Annotated in this window: 18 protein-coding genes; 11 read left to right on the top strand and 7 right to left on the bottom strand. The window is 61.5% G+C overall.

Annotated elements, in window-relative coordinates:
* Positions 1-14 precede the first annotated feature (14 nt).
* The 4 genes from mnmE to hemE form a co-directional block, all read right to left on the bottom strand.
* Positions 15-1,337, bottom strand: coding sequence for a tRNA uridine-5-carboxymethylaminomethyl(34) synthesis GTPase MnmE (gene mnmE, locus D0Y60_RS21425; RefSeq protein ID WP_117371986.1), 1,323 nt, complete (start codon positions 1,335-1,337; stop codon positions 15-17).
* Between the two features lie 132 nt (positions 1,338-1,469).
* Entirely contained in the window at positions 1,470-2,735 is a 1,266-nt protein-coding gene (gene rho / locus D0Y60_RS21420; protein WP_117371985.1) for a transcription termination factor Rho, read from the bottom strand.
* Between the two features lie 236 nt (positions 2,736-2,971).
* Positions 2,972-3,511 (bottom strand): protoporphyrinogen oxidase HemJ, encoded by a 540-nt coding sequence (gene hemJ, locus D0Y60_RS21415; RefSeq protein WP_117371984.1) that lies wholly within the window; start codon positions 3,509-3,511, stop codon positions 2,972-2,974.
* Entirely contained in the window at positions 3,508-4,542 is a 1,035-nt protein-coding gene (gene hemE / locus D0Y60_RS21410; protein WP_117371983.1) for a uroporphyrinogen decarboxylase, read from the bottom strand. The genes hemJ and hemE overlap by 4 nt, the downstream gene beginning before the upstream one ends.
* A 403-nt stretch (positions 4,543-4,945) precedes the next feature.
* Between hemE and D0Y60_RS21405 the strand changes: the two genes are divergently transcribed.
* The 5 genes from D0Y60_RS21405 to dnaQ are packed head-to-tail and all read left to right on the top strand — an operon-like array spanning position 4,946 to position 8,532.
* Positions 4,946-5,767, top strand: a complete 822-nt coding sequence (locus tag D0Y60_RS21405) for a pyruvate, water dikinase regulatory protein (RefSeq protein ID WP_117371982.1) — start codon at positions 4,946-4,948, stop codon at positions 5,765-5,767.
* A gap of 27 nt (positions 5,768-5,794) precedes the next feature.
* Positions 5,795-6,388: a Maf-like protein gene (locus D0Y60_RS21400; RefSeq protein ID WP_199564245.1), complete on the top strand. Its 594-nt coding sequence runs from the start codon at positions 5,795-5,797 to the stop codon at positions 6,386-6,388.
* Positions 6,381-7,241, top strand: a complete 861-nt coding sequence (locus D0Y60_RS21395; RefSeq protein ID WP_117371980.1) for a shikimate dehydrogenase — start codon at positions 6,381-6,383, stop codon at positions 7,239-7,241. Before D0Y60_RS21400 ends, D0Y60_RS21395 begins: the two co-directional genes overlap by 8 nt.
* Positions 7,238-7,828, top strand: coding sequence for a dephospho-CoA kinase (gene coaE, locus D0Y60_RS21390; RefSeq protein WP_117371979.1), 591 nt, complete (start codon positions 7,238-7,240; stop codon positions 7,826-7,828). Before D0Y60_RS21395 ends, coaE begins: the two co-directional genes overlap by 4 nt.
* Complete coding sequence (gene dnaQ / locus D0Y60_RS21385) at positions 7,828-8,532, top strand: DNA polymerase III subunit epsilon (protein WP_117371978.1); 705 nt, start codon at positions 7,828-7,830, stop codon at positions 8,530-8,532. Before coaE ends, dnaQ begins: the two co-directional genes overlap by 1 nt.
* A 97-nt stretch (positions 8,533-8,629) precedes the next feature.
* Here dnaQ and secB read toward each other — a convergent pair whose 3' ends face one another.
* Both secB and D0Y60_RS21375 read right to left on the bottom strand, forming a co-directional pair.
* On the bottom strand, positions 8,630-9,106 hold the full coding sequence (secB, locus tag D0Y60_RS21380; protein ID WP_117371977.1) for a protein-export chaperone SecB: 477 nt from the start codon (positions 9,104-9,106) through the stop codon (positions 8,630-8,632).
* A gap of 71 nt (positions 9,107-9,177) precedes the next feature.
* Positions 9,178-9,639, bottom strand: coding sequence for an FxsA family protein (locus D0Y60_RS21375; RefSeq protein ID WP_117372049.1), 462 nt, complete (start codon positions 9,637-9,639; stop codon positions 9,178-9,180).
* A 153-nt stretch (positions 9,640-9,792) separates the two neighbouring features.
* Between D0Y60_RS21375 and D0Y60_RS21370 the strand changes: the two genes are divergently transcribed.
* The 5 genes from D0Y60_RS21370 (at position 9,793) to gyrB (ending at position 15,131) form a co-directional block, all read left to right on the top strand.
* Complete coding sequence (locus tag D0Y60_RS21370) at positions 9,793-10,494, top strand: Tim44/TimA family putative adaptor protein (RefSeq protein WP_117371976.1); 702 nt, start codon at positions 9,793-9,795, stop codon at positions 10,492-10,494.
* Between the two features lie 13 nt (positions 10,495-10,507).
* Entirely contained in the window at positions 10,508-11,623 is a 1,116-nt protein-coding gene (locus D0Y60_RS21365) for a murein transglycosylase A (RefSeq protein ID WP_117371975.1), read from the top strand.
* On the top strand, positions 11,610-12,176 hold the full coding sequence (locus D0Y60_RS21360; protein ID WP_117371974.1) for a Smr/MutS family protein: 567 nt from the start codon (positions 11,610-11,612) through the stop codon (positions 12,174-12,176). Before D0Y60_RS21365 ends, D0Y60_RS21360 begins: the two co-directional genes overlap by 14 nt.
* Positions 12,173-12,550: a helix-turn-helix domain-containing protein gene (locus D0Y60_RS21355; RefSeq protein WP_117371973.1), complete on the top strand. Its 378-nt coding sequence runs from the start codon at positions 12,173-12,175 to the stop codon at positions 12,548-12,550. Before D0Y60_RS21360 ends, D0Y60_RS21355 begins: the two co-directional genes overlap by 4 nt.
* A 148-nt stretch (positions 12,551-12,698) precedes the next feature.
* The gene (gyrB, locus tag D0Y60_RS21350; RefSeq protein WP_117371972.1) at positions 12,699-15,131 is read left to right on the top strand and encodes a DNA topoisomerase (ATP-hydrolyzing) subunit B; all 2,433 of its coding nucleotides are present in this window, start codon (positions 12,699-12,701) and stop codon (positions 15,129-15,131) included.
* A 230-nt stretch (positions 15,132-15,361) separates the two neighbouring features.
* Here gyrB and D0Y60_RS21340 read toward each other — a convergent pair whose 3' ends face one another.
* Positions 15,362-15,958 carry a nitroreductase family protein gene (locus D0Y60_RS21340; protein ID WP_117371971.1) on the bottom strand — a complete coding sequence of 199 codons (597 nt, stop codon included), beginning with the start codon at positions 15,956-15,958 and terminating at the stop codon, positions 15,362-15,364.
* Positions 15,959-16,110: 152 nt separating this feature from the next.
* Between D0Y60_RS21340 and D0Y60_RS21335 the strand changes: the two genes are divergently transcribed.
* Positions 16,111-16,594 (top strand): aldehyde dehydrogenase family protein (locus D0Y60_RS21335; RefSeq protein ID WP_117371970.1); only part of this gene is annotated, 484 nt, incomplete at its 3' end.

Genomic DNA, 16,594 nt, shown 5'->3' with positions numbered 1-16,594 from the left:
CTGTTTCACGTGAATCATTTGCCGACGCAAAATTCCGAGAAAATAACGTCGAGAAGATTTTCAACATCAACTCTGCCGGTCACCCGCCCTAATGCCTGTCCGGCAAGACGAAGGTGTTCGGCTTGAATATCCAGACCCGCCATTTCCGTCGCCAAAGCGCGCTCAACATGGTCACGCGCCTCCTGCAGATTGGAAAAATGCCGCTCGCGGGTTGGCAAGGACAAAGCACCGCCAGATTCCAAATCCGGCAGGAAGGCGCGCACGGTGTCCAGCAGCTCCGGCACGCCTTGTCCGGTTTTCACCGAGATTATAACATCGGCACTGCCATCCGGCCAAGAGGTGTGCTGCACATCCACCTTCGTCAGAACGCGGATGGTTGGCCCGGTATAAGGCCCCGCGAGGCTCTGCCAGTCGATATTGGGCTCGCTTGAAAGAAGCAGGACGAGATGGGCATTGTCGATCGACCGCTGCGTTCGCCGGATACCTTCGCGTTCGACGATGTCATCCGTCTCCCGCAAACCGGCGGTATCATGTAGGCGGACGGCGTAGCCGGCGAGATCCAGATCGACGTGCAGGACATCACGCGTCGTTCCCGGAATATCGGTGACGATCGCGATATCCCTCTGCGCTAAATAGTTGAGAAGGCTTGATTTTCCGACGTTTGGCGGACCCGCGATCACGACATTCAAGCCATCGCGCACGATCTCGCCCGCCCGACTGCCCGATAGATGGTTAAAAATGTCCTGCTGCAGCTGCCGCATATCCTGCCAGATCGTCGATGCGATCGAACCCGGCACATCATCTTCATCGGCGAAATCCAACTCCGCTTCGATCATCGCGCGCGCATGCGTCAAACGTTTCGCCCACGAATCGTAGAGGACCGAAAGATGGCCGGAAGCGTGTTCGGCAGCGAGGCGGCGCTGCATTTCCGTCTCGGCGGCGATCAGATCCGCCAATCCCTCCACCGCCACGAGATCCATTTTTCCATTCTGGAAGGCGCGACGGGAGAATTCACCGGCTTCGGCAGTACGAAGACCAGGCAGTTCTCCCAGTGCGGATAGAACTGCCTTAGCGGTGGCCCTGCCGCCATGAATCTGGAATTCGGCGGTATCCTCACCCGTGAAGGATGCGGGGCCGGGAAAGAAAAGCACCAAGCCTTCATCCAGCAATAAACCGTTTCGATCACGAATCGGTAGAAGGGAAGCATATCTGGGCGCCGGGACACGGCCGCATGTTTCCTCGACGGCAAACCGGCATTGCGGGCCGCTCAGCCGTATGATCGCCACACCCGAAGGCAGGCTCCCGCTCGACAGGGCAAAGATGGTATCCTGGCTCACAGCATCATCCGGTTAAACGTTACCGATCCGAATCGATCGAATCATTTCGGGAAAGAATCGATATTTCCGCTTTAAACGAAAATGGTCCCACCTTGCGGCGGGACCACACCAATCCGGGGAAGTCGAGACCAATCAGGTGTTCATTGAATCGAAGAAATCGCCATTGGTCTTCGTCTGCTTCAGCTTGTCGATAAGGAATTCGATCGCATCGGTCGTACCCATTGGCGCAAGGATACGACGCAGGACGAAGATCTTCTGAAGATCCTGGCGCGGGACAAGTAGGTCTTCCTTGCGCGTGCCGGACTTGAGGATGTCCATGGCCGGGAAGATACGCTTGTCGGCCACCTTGCGGTCCAGCACGATTTCCGAGTTGCCGGTGCCTTTGAATTCTTCGAAGATGACTTCATCCATGCGGCTACCAGTATCGATAAGCGCCGTCGCAATGATCGTCAACGAACCGCCTTCCTCGATGTTACGGGCGGCACCGAAGAAGCGCTTCGGACGCTGCAACGCGTTGGCGTCGACACCGCCGGTCAGGACCTTGCCGGACGACGGTACGACCGTGTTGTAGGCGCGGCCGAGGCGGGTGATCGAATCGAGCAGGATGACAACGTCACGACCATGCTCGACGAGACGCTTGGCCTTTTCGATGACCATTTCGGCAACCTGGACGTGGCGCGTCGCCGGTTCGTCGAAGGTCGAGGAAACAACCTCGCCCTTCACCGAGCGCTGCATGTCCGTCACTTCCTCAGGACGCTCGTCGATGAGGAGGACGATCAGGTAACATTCCGGATGGTTAGCGGTGATCGAATGCGCGATGTTCTGCAGGAGAACGGTCTTACCCGTGCGCGGCGGGGCGACGATCAGGCCACGCTGGCCCTTGCCGAGCGGGGCGACAAGATCGATGACGCGCGGCGAGAGATCCTTCGAAGTCGGGATCTCCAGCTCCATCTTGAAGCGCTCGTTCGGATAGAGCGGCGTCAGGTTGTCGAAATGGACCTTATGGCGGATCTTTTCCGGATCGTCAAAATTGATCGTGTTGACCTTGAGAAGGGCGAAATAACGTTCGCCTTCCTTGGGACCGCGGATCGGGCCTTCGACCGTATCGCCCGTCTTCAGCGAGAAACGGCGGATCTGGGACGGCGAGATGTAGATATCGTCGGGACCGGGCAGGTAATTCGCATTGGCCGAGCGCAGGAAGCCGAAACCGTCCTGCAGCACTTCCACCACGCCCTCACCGATGATTTCGACATCCTGCGACGCCAGCATCTTAAGGATGGCAAACATCAATTCCTGTTTGCGCATCGTGCTCGCGTTTTCGACCTCGAGTGATTCGGCAAAGGCCAGGAGATCGGTCGGAGTCTTGTTCTTGAGGTCTTGTAGCTTCATTTCGGCCATGAATGGTCCATGCTGCGGGGTATCGGGATGGGAAAAGGCGTGCGGGTCAAGGACGAACTGCGGGGAAAACGGTGCAGTTCACTGAACGAATACACATGCCATGAAGATGAGATGCGCGGAAAATAGCGGTTCCGGTGCGCCGTCGCAAGGGGCCTCGTGCATTTCGTCCGTTTTGTCGCGGCGCGGCCTGAGCATTTCCGGCCGAAACAGGCTCACTTCGGCCTCGAAGAATGGCTTCAGAACGGTTTGACGACGGCCATGATGACGATGAGCACCATCAGCAGCGCCGGTACCTCGTTCCAGATGCGCCATTGGCGGCCGGTTTTTTCATTTCGATCTTCGGCAAAAGCTTTTACCGCGCGGCCGAAATAGTGGTGGACGCCTGTCAACAGCACGACAAGAGCGAGCTTGGCATGCAGCCAGCCGCCCTGGAAACCATAGACGGTGTAGGCGAGATAGAGGCCGAGCAGCCAGGCAAGCCCCATGGCCGGCTGCATGATCGTACGATAGAGCCGCCCCTCCATGACCTTGAAGGTTTCCGACTGGGCGGAGCCTTTGGGTGCGTCGGTGTGATAGACGAAAAGACGCGGCAGGTAGAGCAGGCCGGCCATCCAGGAAATCACGGCCAGGATGTGCAGCGCCTTGATCCAGAGATAGAGATTTTCGGGCGGATAGAGGATCAGCAGAAGCGCGAGCAGGGCAAAAATCACGAGCGCGACGGCTGCGCGCAACCGCGCCCGTCGTCCGGCATTCTCGCCTGTCTGTTTCTCGCTCATCGGTTCTCTCCCCGCACCCGCGCCACCAGACGCGTGACATGCTCGGGGTCGGCCTGCGGCGTGATGCCGTGGCCGAGATTGAAGATCAGCGGACCGTTTCCAAGCGCCTGCAGGATCGCATCGATGCCTTCGTCCAATGCCGCACCGCCGGCCACGACGCGCATCGGGTCGAGATTGCCCTGAACGGGGCCATCCTTCTGCAATTCGGCGGCAAAGGCGAGCGGCACGGACCAATCGAGGCCGATCGCATCAGCGCGTGTCGCCTGTCGATAGGTTTTCAGAAACAGCCCGGCCCCCTTCGCAAAGGCAATGATCTTGGCCTGTGGCCTGCGGGCCTTTACCGAATCGATGATTTTCCGGACGGGCTTGATGGCGAATTCCGAAAATTCCTTTTCGCCGAGGACGCCCGCCCAGGAATCGAAAATCTGCACGGCATCGGCGCCGGCATCGATCTGCGCGACGAGATAATCGGCCGAGAGCTCCGCAAGCGTGTCGAGGAGATGCGCGAAGGCCTTCGGCTCCCTGTATGCGAAGAGGCGGGCAGGCGCCTGGTCGGGCGTGCCGTGGCCGGCGATCATATAGGTCGCAACCGTCCAGGGTGCGCCACAGAAGCCAAGCAGGGTCGTTTCCTCGGGCAGGGCACCGCGGATACGGCCGACGGCCTCCATGACCGGCTGGAGGTGTTTCAGCACGTCCTTGCCGTCGAGCTTGAGGATCCCGTCCGCGTCGATCGGATCGAGGCGCGGTCCATGCCCTTCTTCAAAGCGCACATTCCGCTTCAATGCATCGGGGATGACAAGAATGTCGGAAAACAGGATTGCCGCGTCGAAGCCATAACGGCGGATCGGCTGCAGCGTCACTTCGGTCGCCAGTTCCGGCGAATAACAGAGATCAAGGAAACTCCCGGCTTCCGCGCGCGTTGCCCTGTATTCCGGCAGGTAGCGCCCTGCCTGACGCATCAGCCACAGGGGAGGGGGAGAGATCGTCTTCCCGTTCAGGACATCGACGATCTTCCGGCTTTTCGCGCTCACTATGGGCTTCTCCCAATAAAGAAATAATCTCTTAGAGAAGGTTTCTATTTCTTAGAGTCGGTGACTATCAAGGATTAAATCCTGTCCACATGAGTCCTGCTTTGTTCCAGGGGTTGGGGAAAACAGCGAAGGCATCAGCTGTTTTCACCCGAAAATCGCGGAAAAGCCGATTCACCGAATGGAATCAAAATGATCTGGTGGGGCTGAAAATTGACAGCTTGTGGATAGTCTGTGGAGAAGCGCGACACTTTGCCGTGTCATGAGTCTTATCCACATGTCGCGGAAATCGCTTTCCCGGAAACCGCCAATTGTGGAAAACTTCGCCTTTATCCCCTTGCGTCCGAACCCCTCCCGCTTTTACCTCACCGCTGTCCCAGTCCATCAACAGGGCGCGGAGGATATTGTGGAAAGCACGAAAAATTACTTCCATCTGCACCTGATATCGGACTCGACGGGCGAGACGCTGATCGCGGCGGGCAGGGCCGCGGCCGCGCAATTCCAGTCCTCGCAGGCGCTCGAGCATGTCTATCCGCTGATCCGTAACCGCAAGCAGCTGATGCCGGTGCTCGATGCGATCGATGGCGCGCCGGGCATCGTGCTTTATACGATCGTCGACCGCGAGCTTTCCGACATCATCGACCAGCGCTGCCGGGAGATGGGCGTGCCCTGCGTTTCGGTGCTCGAACCGGTCATCGACCTCTTCCAGTCCTATCTCGGCGCGCCGTCGCGCCGGCGGGTAGGCGCCCAGCATGTGATGAACGCGGAATATTTCGCGCGAATCGAAGCGCTGAATTTCACGATGGACCATGATGACGGCCAGCTGCCGGCCGATCTCGATGAGGCCGATGTCATCCTGATCGGCATCAGCCGTACTTCGAAGACGCCGACGAGCATCTATCTGGCCAACCGCGGCATCAAGACGGCCAATGTGCCGATCGTGCTTGGGGTTGCCTTGCCCGAACGGCTGTCGACGGCGACCAAGCCGCTGATCGTCGGGCTGATCGCCACGACGGATCGCATCGCCCAGGTGCGGCAGAACCGAATTCTTGGCCAGACCCAGGAATTTCGCGGCGACGACTATATCGACCGGGCGCAGATTTCCGAGGAGCTGAAATATGCCCGCGCGCTCTGTGCCAGAAACAATTGGCCGATCATCGACGTTACGCGCCGCTCCATCGAGGAAACCGCCGCCGCCATCGTTGCTCTTCGCCCGAAGAGCCGGTAACGCGGGAGGATGAATCGGGAGAAATCGATGACGCTGATCCTTGCCTCGCAAAGCCCGTTCCGGCGCATGCTGATGGAAAATGCAGGCCTCGCCTTCACCTCGGAAGCGGCTCGCATCGACGAGCGCGCGGTGGAAACGGCCCTTGCCGCGCAAAATCCCTCGCCGCAAGACGTTGCCGAGACATTGGCGATCGAGAAGGCGCGCGACGTCGCGGGCCGCCATCCCGGCGCGCTGGTGATCGGTTCGGACCAGACCCTGTCGCTCGAAGGTCGCGTGTTCCACAAGCCGGCCGACATGGCAGAGGCGAAATCGCACCTTGCTTCGATGTCGGGTCGCAGTCATTCCCTGAACTGCGGCATCGCGCTGGTGCGTGATGGCGAAACCCTGTGGAGCCATGTTTCCATCGCCCATCTGACAATGCGGCCGCTATCGGATGCCTTCATCGATCGTCATCTGGCGCGCGTCGGCGACAGGATCCTGGCGAGCGTCGGCGCCTATCAGCTGGAGGGCGAAGGCTTGCAGCTGTTCGAGAGGATCGACGGCGATTATTTTACCATTCTCGGCCTGCCGCTGCTTCCGCTGCTGGCTAAGCTTCGCGATCTCGGTGCCATCGATGCATGATTCACGTGAAACATTGTTAAGAAATGCCTTTGTCACGGGCTGTCCCGTCAAACATTCCCGCTCGCCGCTGATCCACAGCCATTGGCTGACTGTGCTGGGTCTTCAGGGATCCTATACGCGCCAGGAGGTCCTGCCGGAGGATTTCGCCGGCTTCCTATCCCGGCTGAAGAGCGGTGAATCCGGCTTCGTTGGTGGCAATGTCACCATTCCGCATAAGGAGATGGCGTTCAAGCTCGCCGACCGGCCGGATGCGTTGAGCAAGGAGCTGGGTGCCGCCAACACGCTCTGGCTAGAGCACGGCGCGCTTCACGCCACCAACACGGATGGCTACGGTTTCCTCGCCAATCTCGATGCGACGGCGCCGGGTTGGGACAAGACCGATCGGGCCGTGATCCTCGGTGCCGGCGGAGCCAGCCGCGCGATCATCCAGGCGGTGCGCGATCGCGGTGTCGGCGAAATCCATGTGGTCAACCGCACCCTGGCGCGGGCGCAGGAGCTTGCCGACCGCTTCGGTGCGAAGGTGCATGCCCATGCCATGGTGGCGCTGCCGGAGGTGATGAAAGGGGCCGGCTTGTTCGTCAACACGACCTCGCTCGGCATGGATGGCGACGAAGCGCCGGAATTCGATTTCTCGCCGCTGGCAAACGGCGCCGTCGTCACCGATATCGTCTATGTGCCGCTGATCACGCCGATTCTGCGCCAGGCGGTCGATCAGGGTTTTGCCGTGGTTGATGGTCTCGGCATGCTGTTGCATCAGGCGGCCCCCGGCTTTGAAAAATGGTTCGGCGTGCGCCCGATGGTGGATGAAGCGCTGCGCCAGCTGATCCTTGCGGATATGGAGAAACATGGATGATCGTGCTCGGCCTCACCGGATCGATCGGGACGGGCAAGTCGACGACCGCGGGAATGTTCCGCGATCTCGGCGTGCCGGTGCATGATGCCGATGCGACGGTGCATGATCTCTATCGCAAGGAGGCCGTGGCTCCGGTCGCAGCGCTTTTTCCCGAAGCGCTCAGGGGTGGCGTGATCGACCGGAAGGTTCTCTCCGCCATTCTGGCGCAGGCGCCGGAGCGGTTCCGAGAGCTGGAAGCGGTGATCCATCCCTTGGTGCGGGCGCGCGAAACGGCTTTTTTGGAAACAGAACGGGAGAAGGGATCAACCCTCGTCGTGCTCGATATCCCGCTTCTCTACGAAACCGGCGGTGAAAAGCGGGTCGACAAGGTCGTGGTCGTCACCTGTGATGCGCAAACGCAGCGCCGCCGCGTGCTCTCGCGGCCCGATATGACCGAGGAGAAATTTACGCTTATCCTCTCCCGCCAGATGCCCGATGCTGAAAAGCGGGCGCGGGCGGATTTCATCGTCCATACCGACGCGGGGCTTGAAGCGGCGCGCAAACAGGTGGAAGAGGTGATTGAAACCTTGAGAGAAGAGCGGGACTGATGCGCGAGATCATCTTCGATACGGAAACCACCGGCCTCGACAACAAACTCGACCGCGTCATCGAAATCGGCGGCGTCGAGCTGGAGAACCATTTCCCGACCGGCCGCACCCTGCATCTCTATATCAATCCGGGTGATCGCAAGGTCCATCCCGATGCGCTTGCCGTGCACGGGATCACGGACGAATCGCTGAAGGACAAGCCGTCCTTTGCCGAGGTGGTCGAGCAGATCCTCGAGTTCTTCGGCGAAGGCCGCTGGGTGGCGCACAATGCCAACTTCGACATGGGCTTCATCAATGCCGAGCTCGACCGGCTCGGCCGCCCGCCGATCCTGCAGGAGAAGGTGACGGATACGCTGGCGCTCGCCCGCCGCAAACATCCGATGGGGCCGAACTCGCTCGATGCGCTCTGCCGGCGCTACGGCATCGACAATTCGCACCGCAAATATCACGGCGCGCTCCTCGACTCCGAACTGCTCGCCGAAGTTTATATCGAAATGATCGGCGGCCGGCAGGCCGCACTCGGTCTGGGTGCGGCGGAAAACGGCCGCAAGACGCTGGTCGAGAATGAAGACGAAGTGATCCAGCCGCTCGGCATTCGCCCACGACCGCTGGCGCCCCGGGTGACGGAAGCCGAGCAGGCCGCGCACAATGCGATGGTGGACAAGATGGGCGGCAAGGCGATCTGGGCGAAATACGGCGCCTGAATCCGGCTCATTATCTTCTGTACCCAATCTTCTGCGCAAAGAAAACGCCCGGTCAGCAAGTGGCCGGGCGTCTTTGTCTGGGATTTCGCAGTTCGGCTTAGTTGGCCTGAACCTTTGCCTTGACCTGTTCTTCCGCCATGCGCTGGGAGAACATCTGGGCGAAATCGATCGGGTCGATCATCAGCGGCGGGAAGCCGCCGTTGCGGGTGGCGTCGGAAATGATCTGGCGGGCGAAGGGGAAGAGCAGGCGCGGGCACTCGATGAAGAGAACCGGCAGCATGTGCTCCTGCGGGAAGCCCGTGACACGGAAGACGCCGCCATAGGCGAGCTCGGCGTTGAACAGGACCTTGTCGCCATCCTTGGCTTCGGCGTTCAGCGAGAGGATGACGTCGAAGTCGGTCTCGGAGAGCGGATTGGCGTTGACATTAACGCTGATATTGATGGCCGGAGCCTTGTCGCGCGCCTGCAGCGACCGCGGAGCACCCGGGTTTTCGAAGGAGAAGTCCTTCACATACTGCGCCAGGATGTTGAGCGACGGGCTTGCGCCGTTGGTCTCGGTTGCTGCTTCGGTCATGGAAAGTATCCTTGGAGACTCTGGAAAGTCAGGCCATCTAGCATTTCAGCCCGGGCCTTACAACCCGGGGCCTAGGGCCGGTCGCCGCGATGAAAATCGTTTTCGTCGAGATCGATGGTGCGCTGAGGCCCGGTCTGCGGCTGTTCGCGGCCGGGACGCATGCCGCCGACATTGACGATAACGACGTTGCGCATCAGCCGGTTCCAGAGAAAGGTCCGGACCGGCGGCAGGAATAGCGCAAGGCCGACGATATCGCTGAGGAAACCGGGAATGAGAAGCAGGATGCCGGCAATCAGGATCATGGCCGCGTCGAGCAGTTCCTTGCCTGGTGCGCGGCCGTCCTGGCCGGACCGCCTCAGCCGTGTCAGCACGCCGAAGCCCTGGATGCGCATCAGCACGATGCCAGCGACGGCGGAGAGGATGACGAGCGAGAGCGTCGGCAGAAGGCCGATGCGCCGTCCAACGAGAATGAAACAGGCAATCTCCGCCAAAGGCAGGAGAAGAAAGAAGAGGGGAAGAAGGATTCTCAGCATGCCGTTCCAATCTCGCACAGAATTGCGCCGTTCGATACTGCCGGCGAGCCATCCGCGCGTCTTCGCCGCATTCACGTCATCGCCATTTGAATGATCCGGGTTTGCGGACTATATGGAAAAGGAACAAAAAACAGAAACCGCAGCGGATCGATAATGGGCTCATTCGACTTTGTAACGATTTTCTTCCTCGTGGCTGCGGTGGTCATCTTCCTGCAATTGCGCAGCGTGCTTGGCCGCCGCACCGGCAGCGAGCGCCCGCCCTTCGATCCCTATTCGAAGCGCGAGACCGCCGCCGAGGCTGATTCGGCCGATCGCGGCAAGGTGGTGACGCTGCCCAAGCGCGATGCCGACGAGGAGGAAAATCCCTACGCTGCCATCGATGCGTTCACGCCGGCCGGCACCCCGCTCAACGAGCAGCTGCGCGCTTTGGTCAAGACTGATCCTTCCTTCAATCCGAAGGAATTCGTCAACGGCGCCCGCATGGCCTATGAGATGATCGTCGTCGCCTTCGCCGATGGCGACCGCAAGACGCTGAAGAACCTTCTGTCGCGCGAAGTCTATGAAGGCTTTGACGCCGCGATCTCCGAGCGCGAGAGCAAGGGCGAAGTCGTCCGCTCCACCTTCGTCGGCATCGAGAAAGCCGATCTGGTCGGCGCCGAGGTCAAGGACAGCGAGGCCAATGTGACGCTGCGCATCGTCAGCCAGCTGATCTCCGCCACCTATGACAAGGCCGGCGCGCTGATCGATGGCGATGCGGAGACGGTGGCCGAGGTCAACGACCTCTGGACCTTCGCCCGCGATATCCGCTCGCGCGATCCGAACTGGAAGCTGATCGCCACCGAATCGGAAGGCTGAGCGAGGCACGCCCATGGACTATCGCCTGGTTCCGGCCCGGTTTTCGGCGCTTCCCGGCTGGGGCGAGGACGATCCGTCGCCGCTGATGGCGGGCATGTTCCGCTGTCGCGATCACATCCGCAACGTCAAAGCCTATAAGACGGGCTCGCTCGGCATCACCGCCGGCGAGCTTTTGACGTTGCTGGATGCGGCAGCGGCCGAGAAGCCAGAGGGGGCCGCCGCCGTGCGCGCTTTCTTCGAGGCGCACTGCGTGCCGTTCCGGATCGAGAAGGCGGACGGTTCCGCCGGCTTCGTCACGGCCTTCTATGAGCCGGAAGTGGCGGTGAAGGCCGAGCCGGATGCCGATTACCGCTATCCCTTCTACCGCCGGCCCGACGATCTCGTCGATATCGATGACGCCAACCGGCCGGACGGCTATCCGCAGGGCTACGCCTTCGGCCTGCTGAAGAACGGCGACATCGTCGAACACCCCGACCGGGGCGACATCGAGCGCGGTTATCTCGATGGCCGCGGCCTCGAAATCGCCTATGCCCGCTCGAAGGTCGATGTGTTCTTCGCCCATGTGCAGGGCGCGGCGCGGCTCGTCTATCCCGACGGATCGGTGAAGCGCATCACCTATGCGGCCAAGACCGGCCATCCTTTCTCGCCAATCGGCAAGCTCCTGATCGAGCGCGGCGAGATCGACGCCGCCACCGTTTCCATGGCCTCGATCCGCGACTGGCTGGCGCGGCATGAGGATCAGGTGGATGCCATGCTGTGGCACAATCGCTCCTTCATCTTTTTCAAGGAGGCGGCGGTCGAAGGGCTGGCGCTGGGTCCAATCGCGGCTGCGAAGGTGCCGCTGATCGCCGGCCGCTCGCTTGCGGTCGATCGCCTGATCCACACCTTCGGCCTGCCCTTCTTCATTTCGAGCGACAGTCTGACCCATATGGACGGCGGTAAACCCTTCCGCCGGCTGATGCTGGCCCTCGATACGGGCACGGCCATCGTCGGCCCGGCACGCGGCGATATCTTTACCGGATCGGGAGACGCGGCCGGCGCGCTGGCGGGCAATGTCCGCAATACCGCGACCTTCCATATCCTCATCCCGAAGGCGGCAGCGGAGCGCTACCTCCATGCCCAGGGATAAGGCGCTCACCAGCGAGGACCGCATCCTCTGGGGCAAGGTGGCGCGCTCGACGCGGGCCATGCCGGGCAAGCTTGATGCCTTGACGGAATTCGAGGCTGTCTTCGCTGAGAAGGCCCAGGAAGAAAAAGCGCCCGAGCCGAAGAAGGTCAAGGCCGACCAGCCGGTCGCCGAAGGCATCGCGCTCACCATCGGACGCGGCAAGGACACCAAGCACCATCCGCTGGAACGGCCCGTCAAGCGCAAGATCGCCAAGGGTCGCCTGGCGCTGGAAGCCCGCATCGACCTGCACGGCATGATCCAGAGCGAGGCGCATGGCTTCCTGCTCGGTTTCCTTATTAAGGCGCATGAGCGCGGCCTGCGCCATGTGCTCGTCATCACCGGCAAAGGCACCTCGCTCGGCAGCGAAGGCGCCTTGAAGCGCGCGGTGCCTCTATGGTTCTCGCTGCCGGAATTCCGCCCACTGATCTCCTCCTACGAGCCCGCTGCCCGTAACCATGGCGGCGAGGGCGCGCTCTATGTCCGCCTCGCCCGCCTGCCGGGAGAGAAGCGATGACGACGCCCTTCGGCAAGGCGGTGCGCCATCTGCGCGATCGCAAGGGCGTTTCGCAGAAGGAGATGGCAGGGGCGCTTGGCGTCAGCCCGGCCTATCTCTCGGCGCTCGAGCATGGCAAGCGCGGCATGCCGAGCTTCGATTTCCTGCAGCGCGTCGCCGGCTACTTCAACGTCATCTGGGACGAGGCGGAAGAACTGTTCCGCATCGCGCAGATTTCCGACCCTCGCGTGGTGGTCGATACATCGGGCCTGCCGCCGGAATATACGGCCTTTGCCAACCGTGTTGCGGCCGAAATCGGCAACCTGCCGCCCGAGACTGTGCGCCGCCTTGCCGGCATTCTCGAAAAAGCGTGCAATAACCGGGTAAAACCCTGACGATCCCCTGATTTCTGCCGCCTTTATGGCGCTCGGATTTGGAACTTGGGGCCAGAATCCCTATATTCCAAGACATGGAAAGCGGTGATTCGCCGCGTCCCGCTGTCTGCGAAACTTCTGGCCGCGAAACTTCTGGAAAGACGTTTATATGACTGACACACCCGAGACCGAAAACGGCCCGGCCGAGTATGGCGCAGATTCGATCAAGGTCCTGAAGGGCCTCGATGCCGTGCGCAAGCGCCCAGGCATGTATATCGGCGACACCGATGACGGCTCGGGTCTGCATCACATGGTCTATGAGGTCGTCGACAACGCGATCGACGAGGCGCTGGCCGGCCATGCCGATATCGTGACGGTCACGCTCAATGCGGACGGCTCGGTAACCGTGACGGACAACGGCCGCGGCATCCCGACCGACATCCACAAGGAAGAGGGTGTCTCGGCGGCCGAGGTCATCATGACCCAGCTGCATGCCGGCGGTAAGTTCGACCAGAATTCCTACAAGGTCTCCGGCGGTCTGCACGGCGTGGGCGTTTCGGTGGTGAACGCGCTCTCGGTCAAGCTGAAGCTGAAGATCCGCCGCGCCGGCAAAATCCACGAGATGAGCTTCACGCACGGCGTTGCCGACGGTCCGCTGGTGGTAACGGGCGAATGCGGCAGCGAGACCGGCACGGAAGTGACCTTCCTTCCGTCCACCGAAACTTTCTCCAACATCGAATTCGTCTATTCGACGCTGGAACACCGCCTGCGCGAACTCGCCTTCCTGAATTCCGGCGTGCGCATCCTGCTGACGGATCGCCGCCATTCGGATATCAAGCAGGACGAGCTGATGTACGAAGGCGGCCTCGAAGCCTTCGTGACCTATCTCGACCGCGCCAAGAAGGCCCTCGTCGATAAGCCGATCGCCATCCGCGGCGAGAAGGACGGCATCACGGTCGAAGTCGCCATGTGGTGGAACGACAGCTACCACGAAAATGTGCTCTGCTTCACCAACAACATACCGCAGCGCGATGGCGGCACGCATATGGCGGGTTTCCGCGGCGCACTGACGCGCCAGGTCGTCTCCTATGCCGATACATCCGGCATCATGAAGCGCGAAAAGGTGACGTTGCAGGGCGAGGATTGCCGTGAAGGCCTGACGGCGGTGCTGTCGGTAAAGGTTCCCGATCCGAAATTCTCCTCGCAGACCAAGGACAAGCTCGTCTCCTCGGAAGTGCGCCCGGTCGTCGAAAACCTTGTCAACGAAGCGCTCTCCACCTGGTTCGAAGAGCATCCGGCGGATGCGAAGATCCTCGTCGGTAAGGTCGTCGAGGCCGCCGCCGCCCGCGAAGCCGCCCGCAAGGCGCGCGAACTGACGCGTCGCAAGGGCGCGCTCGATATCTCCTCGCTGCCCGGCAAGCTCGCCGACTGCTCGGAACGCGATCCGGCCAAGTCCGAAGTCTTCCTCGTCGAGGGTGATTCCGCAGGCGGTTCGGCCAAACAGGGCCGTTCGCGTGAAAACCAGGCCATTCTTCCCCTGCGTGGAAAAATCCTGAACGTCGAGCGCGCCCGCTTCGACAAGATGCTCTCCAGCCAGGAAATCGGTACGCTGATCACCGCGCTCGGCACGTCGATCGGCAAGGACGAGTTCAACGCCGACAAGCTGCGTTACCACAAGATCATCATCATGACGGACGCCGACGTCGACGGCGCGCACATTCGTACCCTGCTGCTCACCTTCTTCTTCCGCCAGATGCCGGAACTGATCGAACGTGGCCATCTCTATATCGCCCAGCCGCCGCTCTATAAGGTGGCGCGCGGCAAATCGAGCCAGTACCTGAAGGATGAAAAGGCGCTGGAAGAGTACCTGATCAATGCCGGCCTCGACGATGCGACGCTGGAGCTGGGCTCCGGCGAGGTGCGCGCCGGACAGGATATCCGCGAGCTGATCCAGGATGCACTGCGCCTGCGCACGCTGATCGATGGTCTGCATTCGCGCTACAGCCGCTCGATCGTCGAGCAGGCAGCGATCACCGGTGCGCTGAACCTCGAGCTCAGCCACGACCGGGACGCCTATGCCGCCAAGGCGGAGGAGGTTGCCCGCCGTCTCGATCTGATCGCCGAGGAGACGGAACGCGGCTGGACCGGGTCCGTCGCGAGCGATGGCGGCCTGCGCTTCGAGCGCATGGTGCGCGGCGTCAAGGAGTTCGCCCATATCGACATGGCGTTGATCGGTTCGGCCGATGCCCGCCATATCGATCAGCTCTCGCCGCGGTTCCAGGACGCCTACCGGGTTCCGCCGACGCTGCGTCGCAAGGATGGTACGGTAGAGCTCACCGGGCCGCGCGCTCTGCTCGACGCCGTCTTCGCAGCCGGCCGCAAGGGCTTGTCGATGCAGCGCTACAAGGGGCTGGGCGAGATGAATGCCGAGCAGCTCTGGGAAACGACGCTCGATCCGAACGTCCGCTCGCTGCTACAGGTCAAGGTGACGGATGCGACCGATGCCGACGGCCTGTTCGCCCGCCTGATGGGCGACGAGGTTGAGCCGCGCCGCGACTTCATCCAGGAAAACGCATTGAGCGTCGCCAACCTCGATATCTGACAACGATTGGAAAGCCCGCCGTCATGCGGCGGGCTGGTCCGGCTTACAGTATTTGCAGGCCCGGTAGCCGGCTTCCGAGTCTCGGCGGATATCGCATAGAACCGGACATTTTTCCGAAACGGTGGCCGGGATGGACAGCCTAAGCGGCAGTAGGTAGATGCCGCTCCGTCAGAGCGGCCCAAAGGCGGCCGTCATCTCTTCTGTCCATCGCATCGCTTCGGCTGGCCGGATCAGGGCGCGTTGAAGCGTCCTTCGGAGATGAACTCAGCGACTGTCTTGCGCCCGCTTGGCACCTCGCGTTTCAGGAGGTCGTCCGGCAGGGTTTCCTTCGGCGCAATCTTGCCGATGGCGACAGCCGCTTCCACCCGAAAACCATCGGGAATGCCGAGAACCTCTTTTGCCTTGTCTCGATCGATGCCGCCCATGCCATGGGCGTGATAGCCGGCATGGACCGCCTGCAGCGCAAGGTAGCCCCAGGCGGTGCCGGTATCGAAAGCATGGGTATAGGCCAGGCGCATCTCGCCGGCGGCATTCTTGCGGTGCGTCTGGGAGACGATGACGATGAGGACGGAAGCCTTGTCGGCCCAACGCTGGTTGCCCTCGTCGAGCGTGTCGTAGATCGTCTGGAACGCCTCCGTGCCGCGATGGCCATAGACGAAATACCAGGGCTGGCCATTGGCGGCGGAGGGGGCCCAGCGTGCGGCTTCGAACAACGACAGCAGCGTGTCCTGCGGCATGGCCTCGCCGGTGAAGGCGCGGGGCGACCAGCGGTCGAGGAAGATGGGAGCGATGGCGTGGTCGGCGGAGCGTCCGGTGGGATGGGTCATGGTAAGCCTCGTGTCAAATCAGCATGCCGACCTTAGACGCCACGCCCGGTCTCGCGAAGCGTCAAAATCGCATGCCTGCCGCATTGTCGAAGGGGTGGCGGAGGCAATATAACGCTGCGAGAAGAGACGCATCGCGAAATGGGAGAACTCCGATGACCTTGAAAGACCCTAGCCTTTTGCGGCCGGCGGCGTTGGTTGGCACGCGCTGGATCGAAGCGGATGGTAGCGGCATCGCGGTGAAGAACCCGGCGACGGGTGAACTCGTCGGTTACGTGCCGAAGCTCGGCGCTGCCGAGACGAAGGAAGCCATCGATGCGGCCGCGGCAGCCCAGAAGGGCTGGGCGGCGAGGACCGCCAAGGAACGCTCGGGCATCCTGCGCAAGTGGTTCGAGCTGATGATCGACAATAAGGACGATCTCGGCCGTATCCTCACCATGGAACAGGGCAAGCCGCTGGCGGAAGCCACCGGCGAGATCGTCTATGGCGCAAGCTTCGTCGAATGGTTCGCCGAAGAGGCCCGTCGCCTCTATGGCGACATCGTGCCCGGTCACCAGAAGGACAAGCGCATCCTCGTGATGAAGCAGCCGATCGGTGTCGTGGCGGCGATCACGCCGTGGAACTTCCCGAACGCCATGA

Source organism: Shinella sp. WSJ-2, from assembly GCF_003432075.1.
GTDB lineage: Bacteria > Pseudomonadota > Alphaproteobacteria > Rhizobiales > Rhizobiaceae > Shinella.
The sequence above is the reverse complement of the archived record's forward strand: the minus strand, read 5'-3'. Positions and strand labels throughout refer to the sequence as shown.

Bases quoted from the DNA above. Each gene is read 5' to 3' on its own strand.
- rho (WP_117371985.1), bottom strand. From the start codon at position 2,735: ATGGCCGAAATGAAGCTACAAGACCTCAAGAACAAGACTCCGACCGAT.
- hemJ (WP_117371984.1), bottom strand. From the start codon at position 3,511: ATGAGCGAGAAACAGACAGGCGAGAATGCCGGACGACGGGCGCGGTTG.
- D0Y60_RS21400 (WP_199564245.1), top strand. From the start codon at position 5,795: ATGACGCTGATCCTTGCCTCGCAAAGCCCGTTCCGGCGCATGCTGATG.
- D0Y60_RS21395 (WP_117371980.1), top strand. From the start codon at position 6,381: ATGCATGATTCACGTGAAACATTGTTAAGAAATGCCTTTGTCACGGGC.
- coaE (WP_117371979.1), top strand. From the start codon at position 7,238: ATGATCGTGCTCGGCCTCACCGGATCGATCGGGACGGGCAAGTCGACG.
- dnaQ (WP_117371978.1), top strand. From the start codon at position 7,828: ATGCGCGAGATCATCTTCGATACGGAAACCACCGGCCTCGACAACAAA.
- secB (WP_117371977.1), bottom strand. From the start codon at position 9,106: ATGACCGAAGCAGCAACCGAGACCAACGGCGCAAGCCCGTCGCTCAAC.
- D0Y60_RS21375 (WP_117372049.1), bottom strand. From the start codon at position 9,639: ATGCTGAGAATCCTTCTTCCCCTCTTCTTTCTTCTCCTGCCTTTGGCG.
- D0Y60_RS21370 (WP_117371976.1), top strand. From the start codon at position 9,793: ATGGGCTCATTCGACTTTGTAACGATTTTCTTCCTCGTGGCTGCGGTG.
- D0Y60_RS21365 (WP_117371975.1), top strand. From the start codon at position 10,508: ATGGACTATCGCCTGGTTCCGGCCCGGTTTTCGGCGCTTCCCGGCTGG.
- D0Y60_RS21360 (WP_117371974.1), top strand. From the start codon at position 11,610: ATGCCCAGGGATAAGGCGCTCACCAGCGAGGACCGCATCCTCTGGGGC.
- D0Y60_RS21355 (WP_117371973.1), top strand. From the start codon at position 12,173: ATGACGACGCCCTTCGGCAAGGCGGTGCGCCATCTGCGCGATCGCAAG.
- gyrB (WP_117371972.1), top strand. From the start codon at position 12,699: ATGACTGACACACCCGAGACCGAAAACGGCCCGGCCGAGTATGGCGCA.
- D0Y60_RS21340 (WP_117371971.1), bottom strand. From the start codon at position 15,958: ATGACCCATCCCACCGGACGCTCCGCCGACCACGCCATCGCTCCCATC.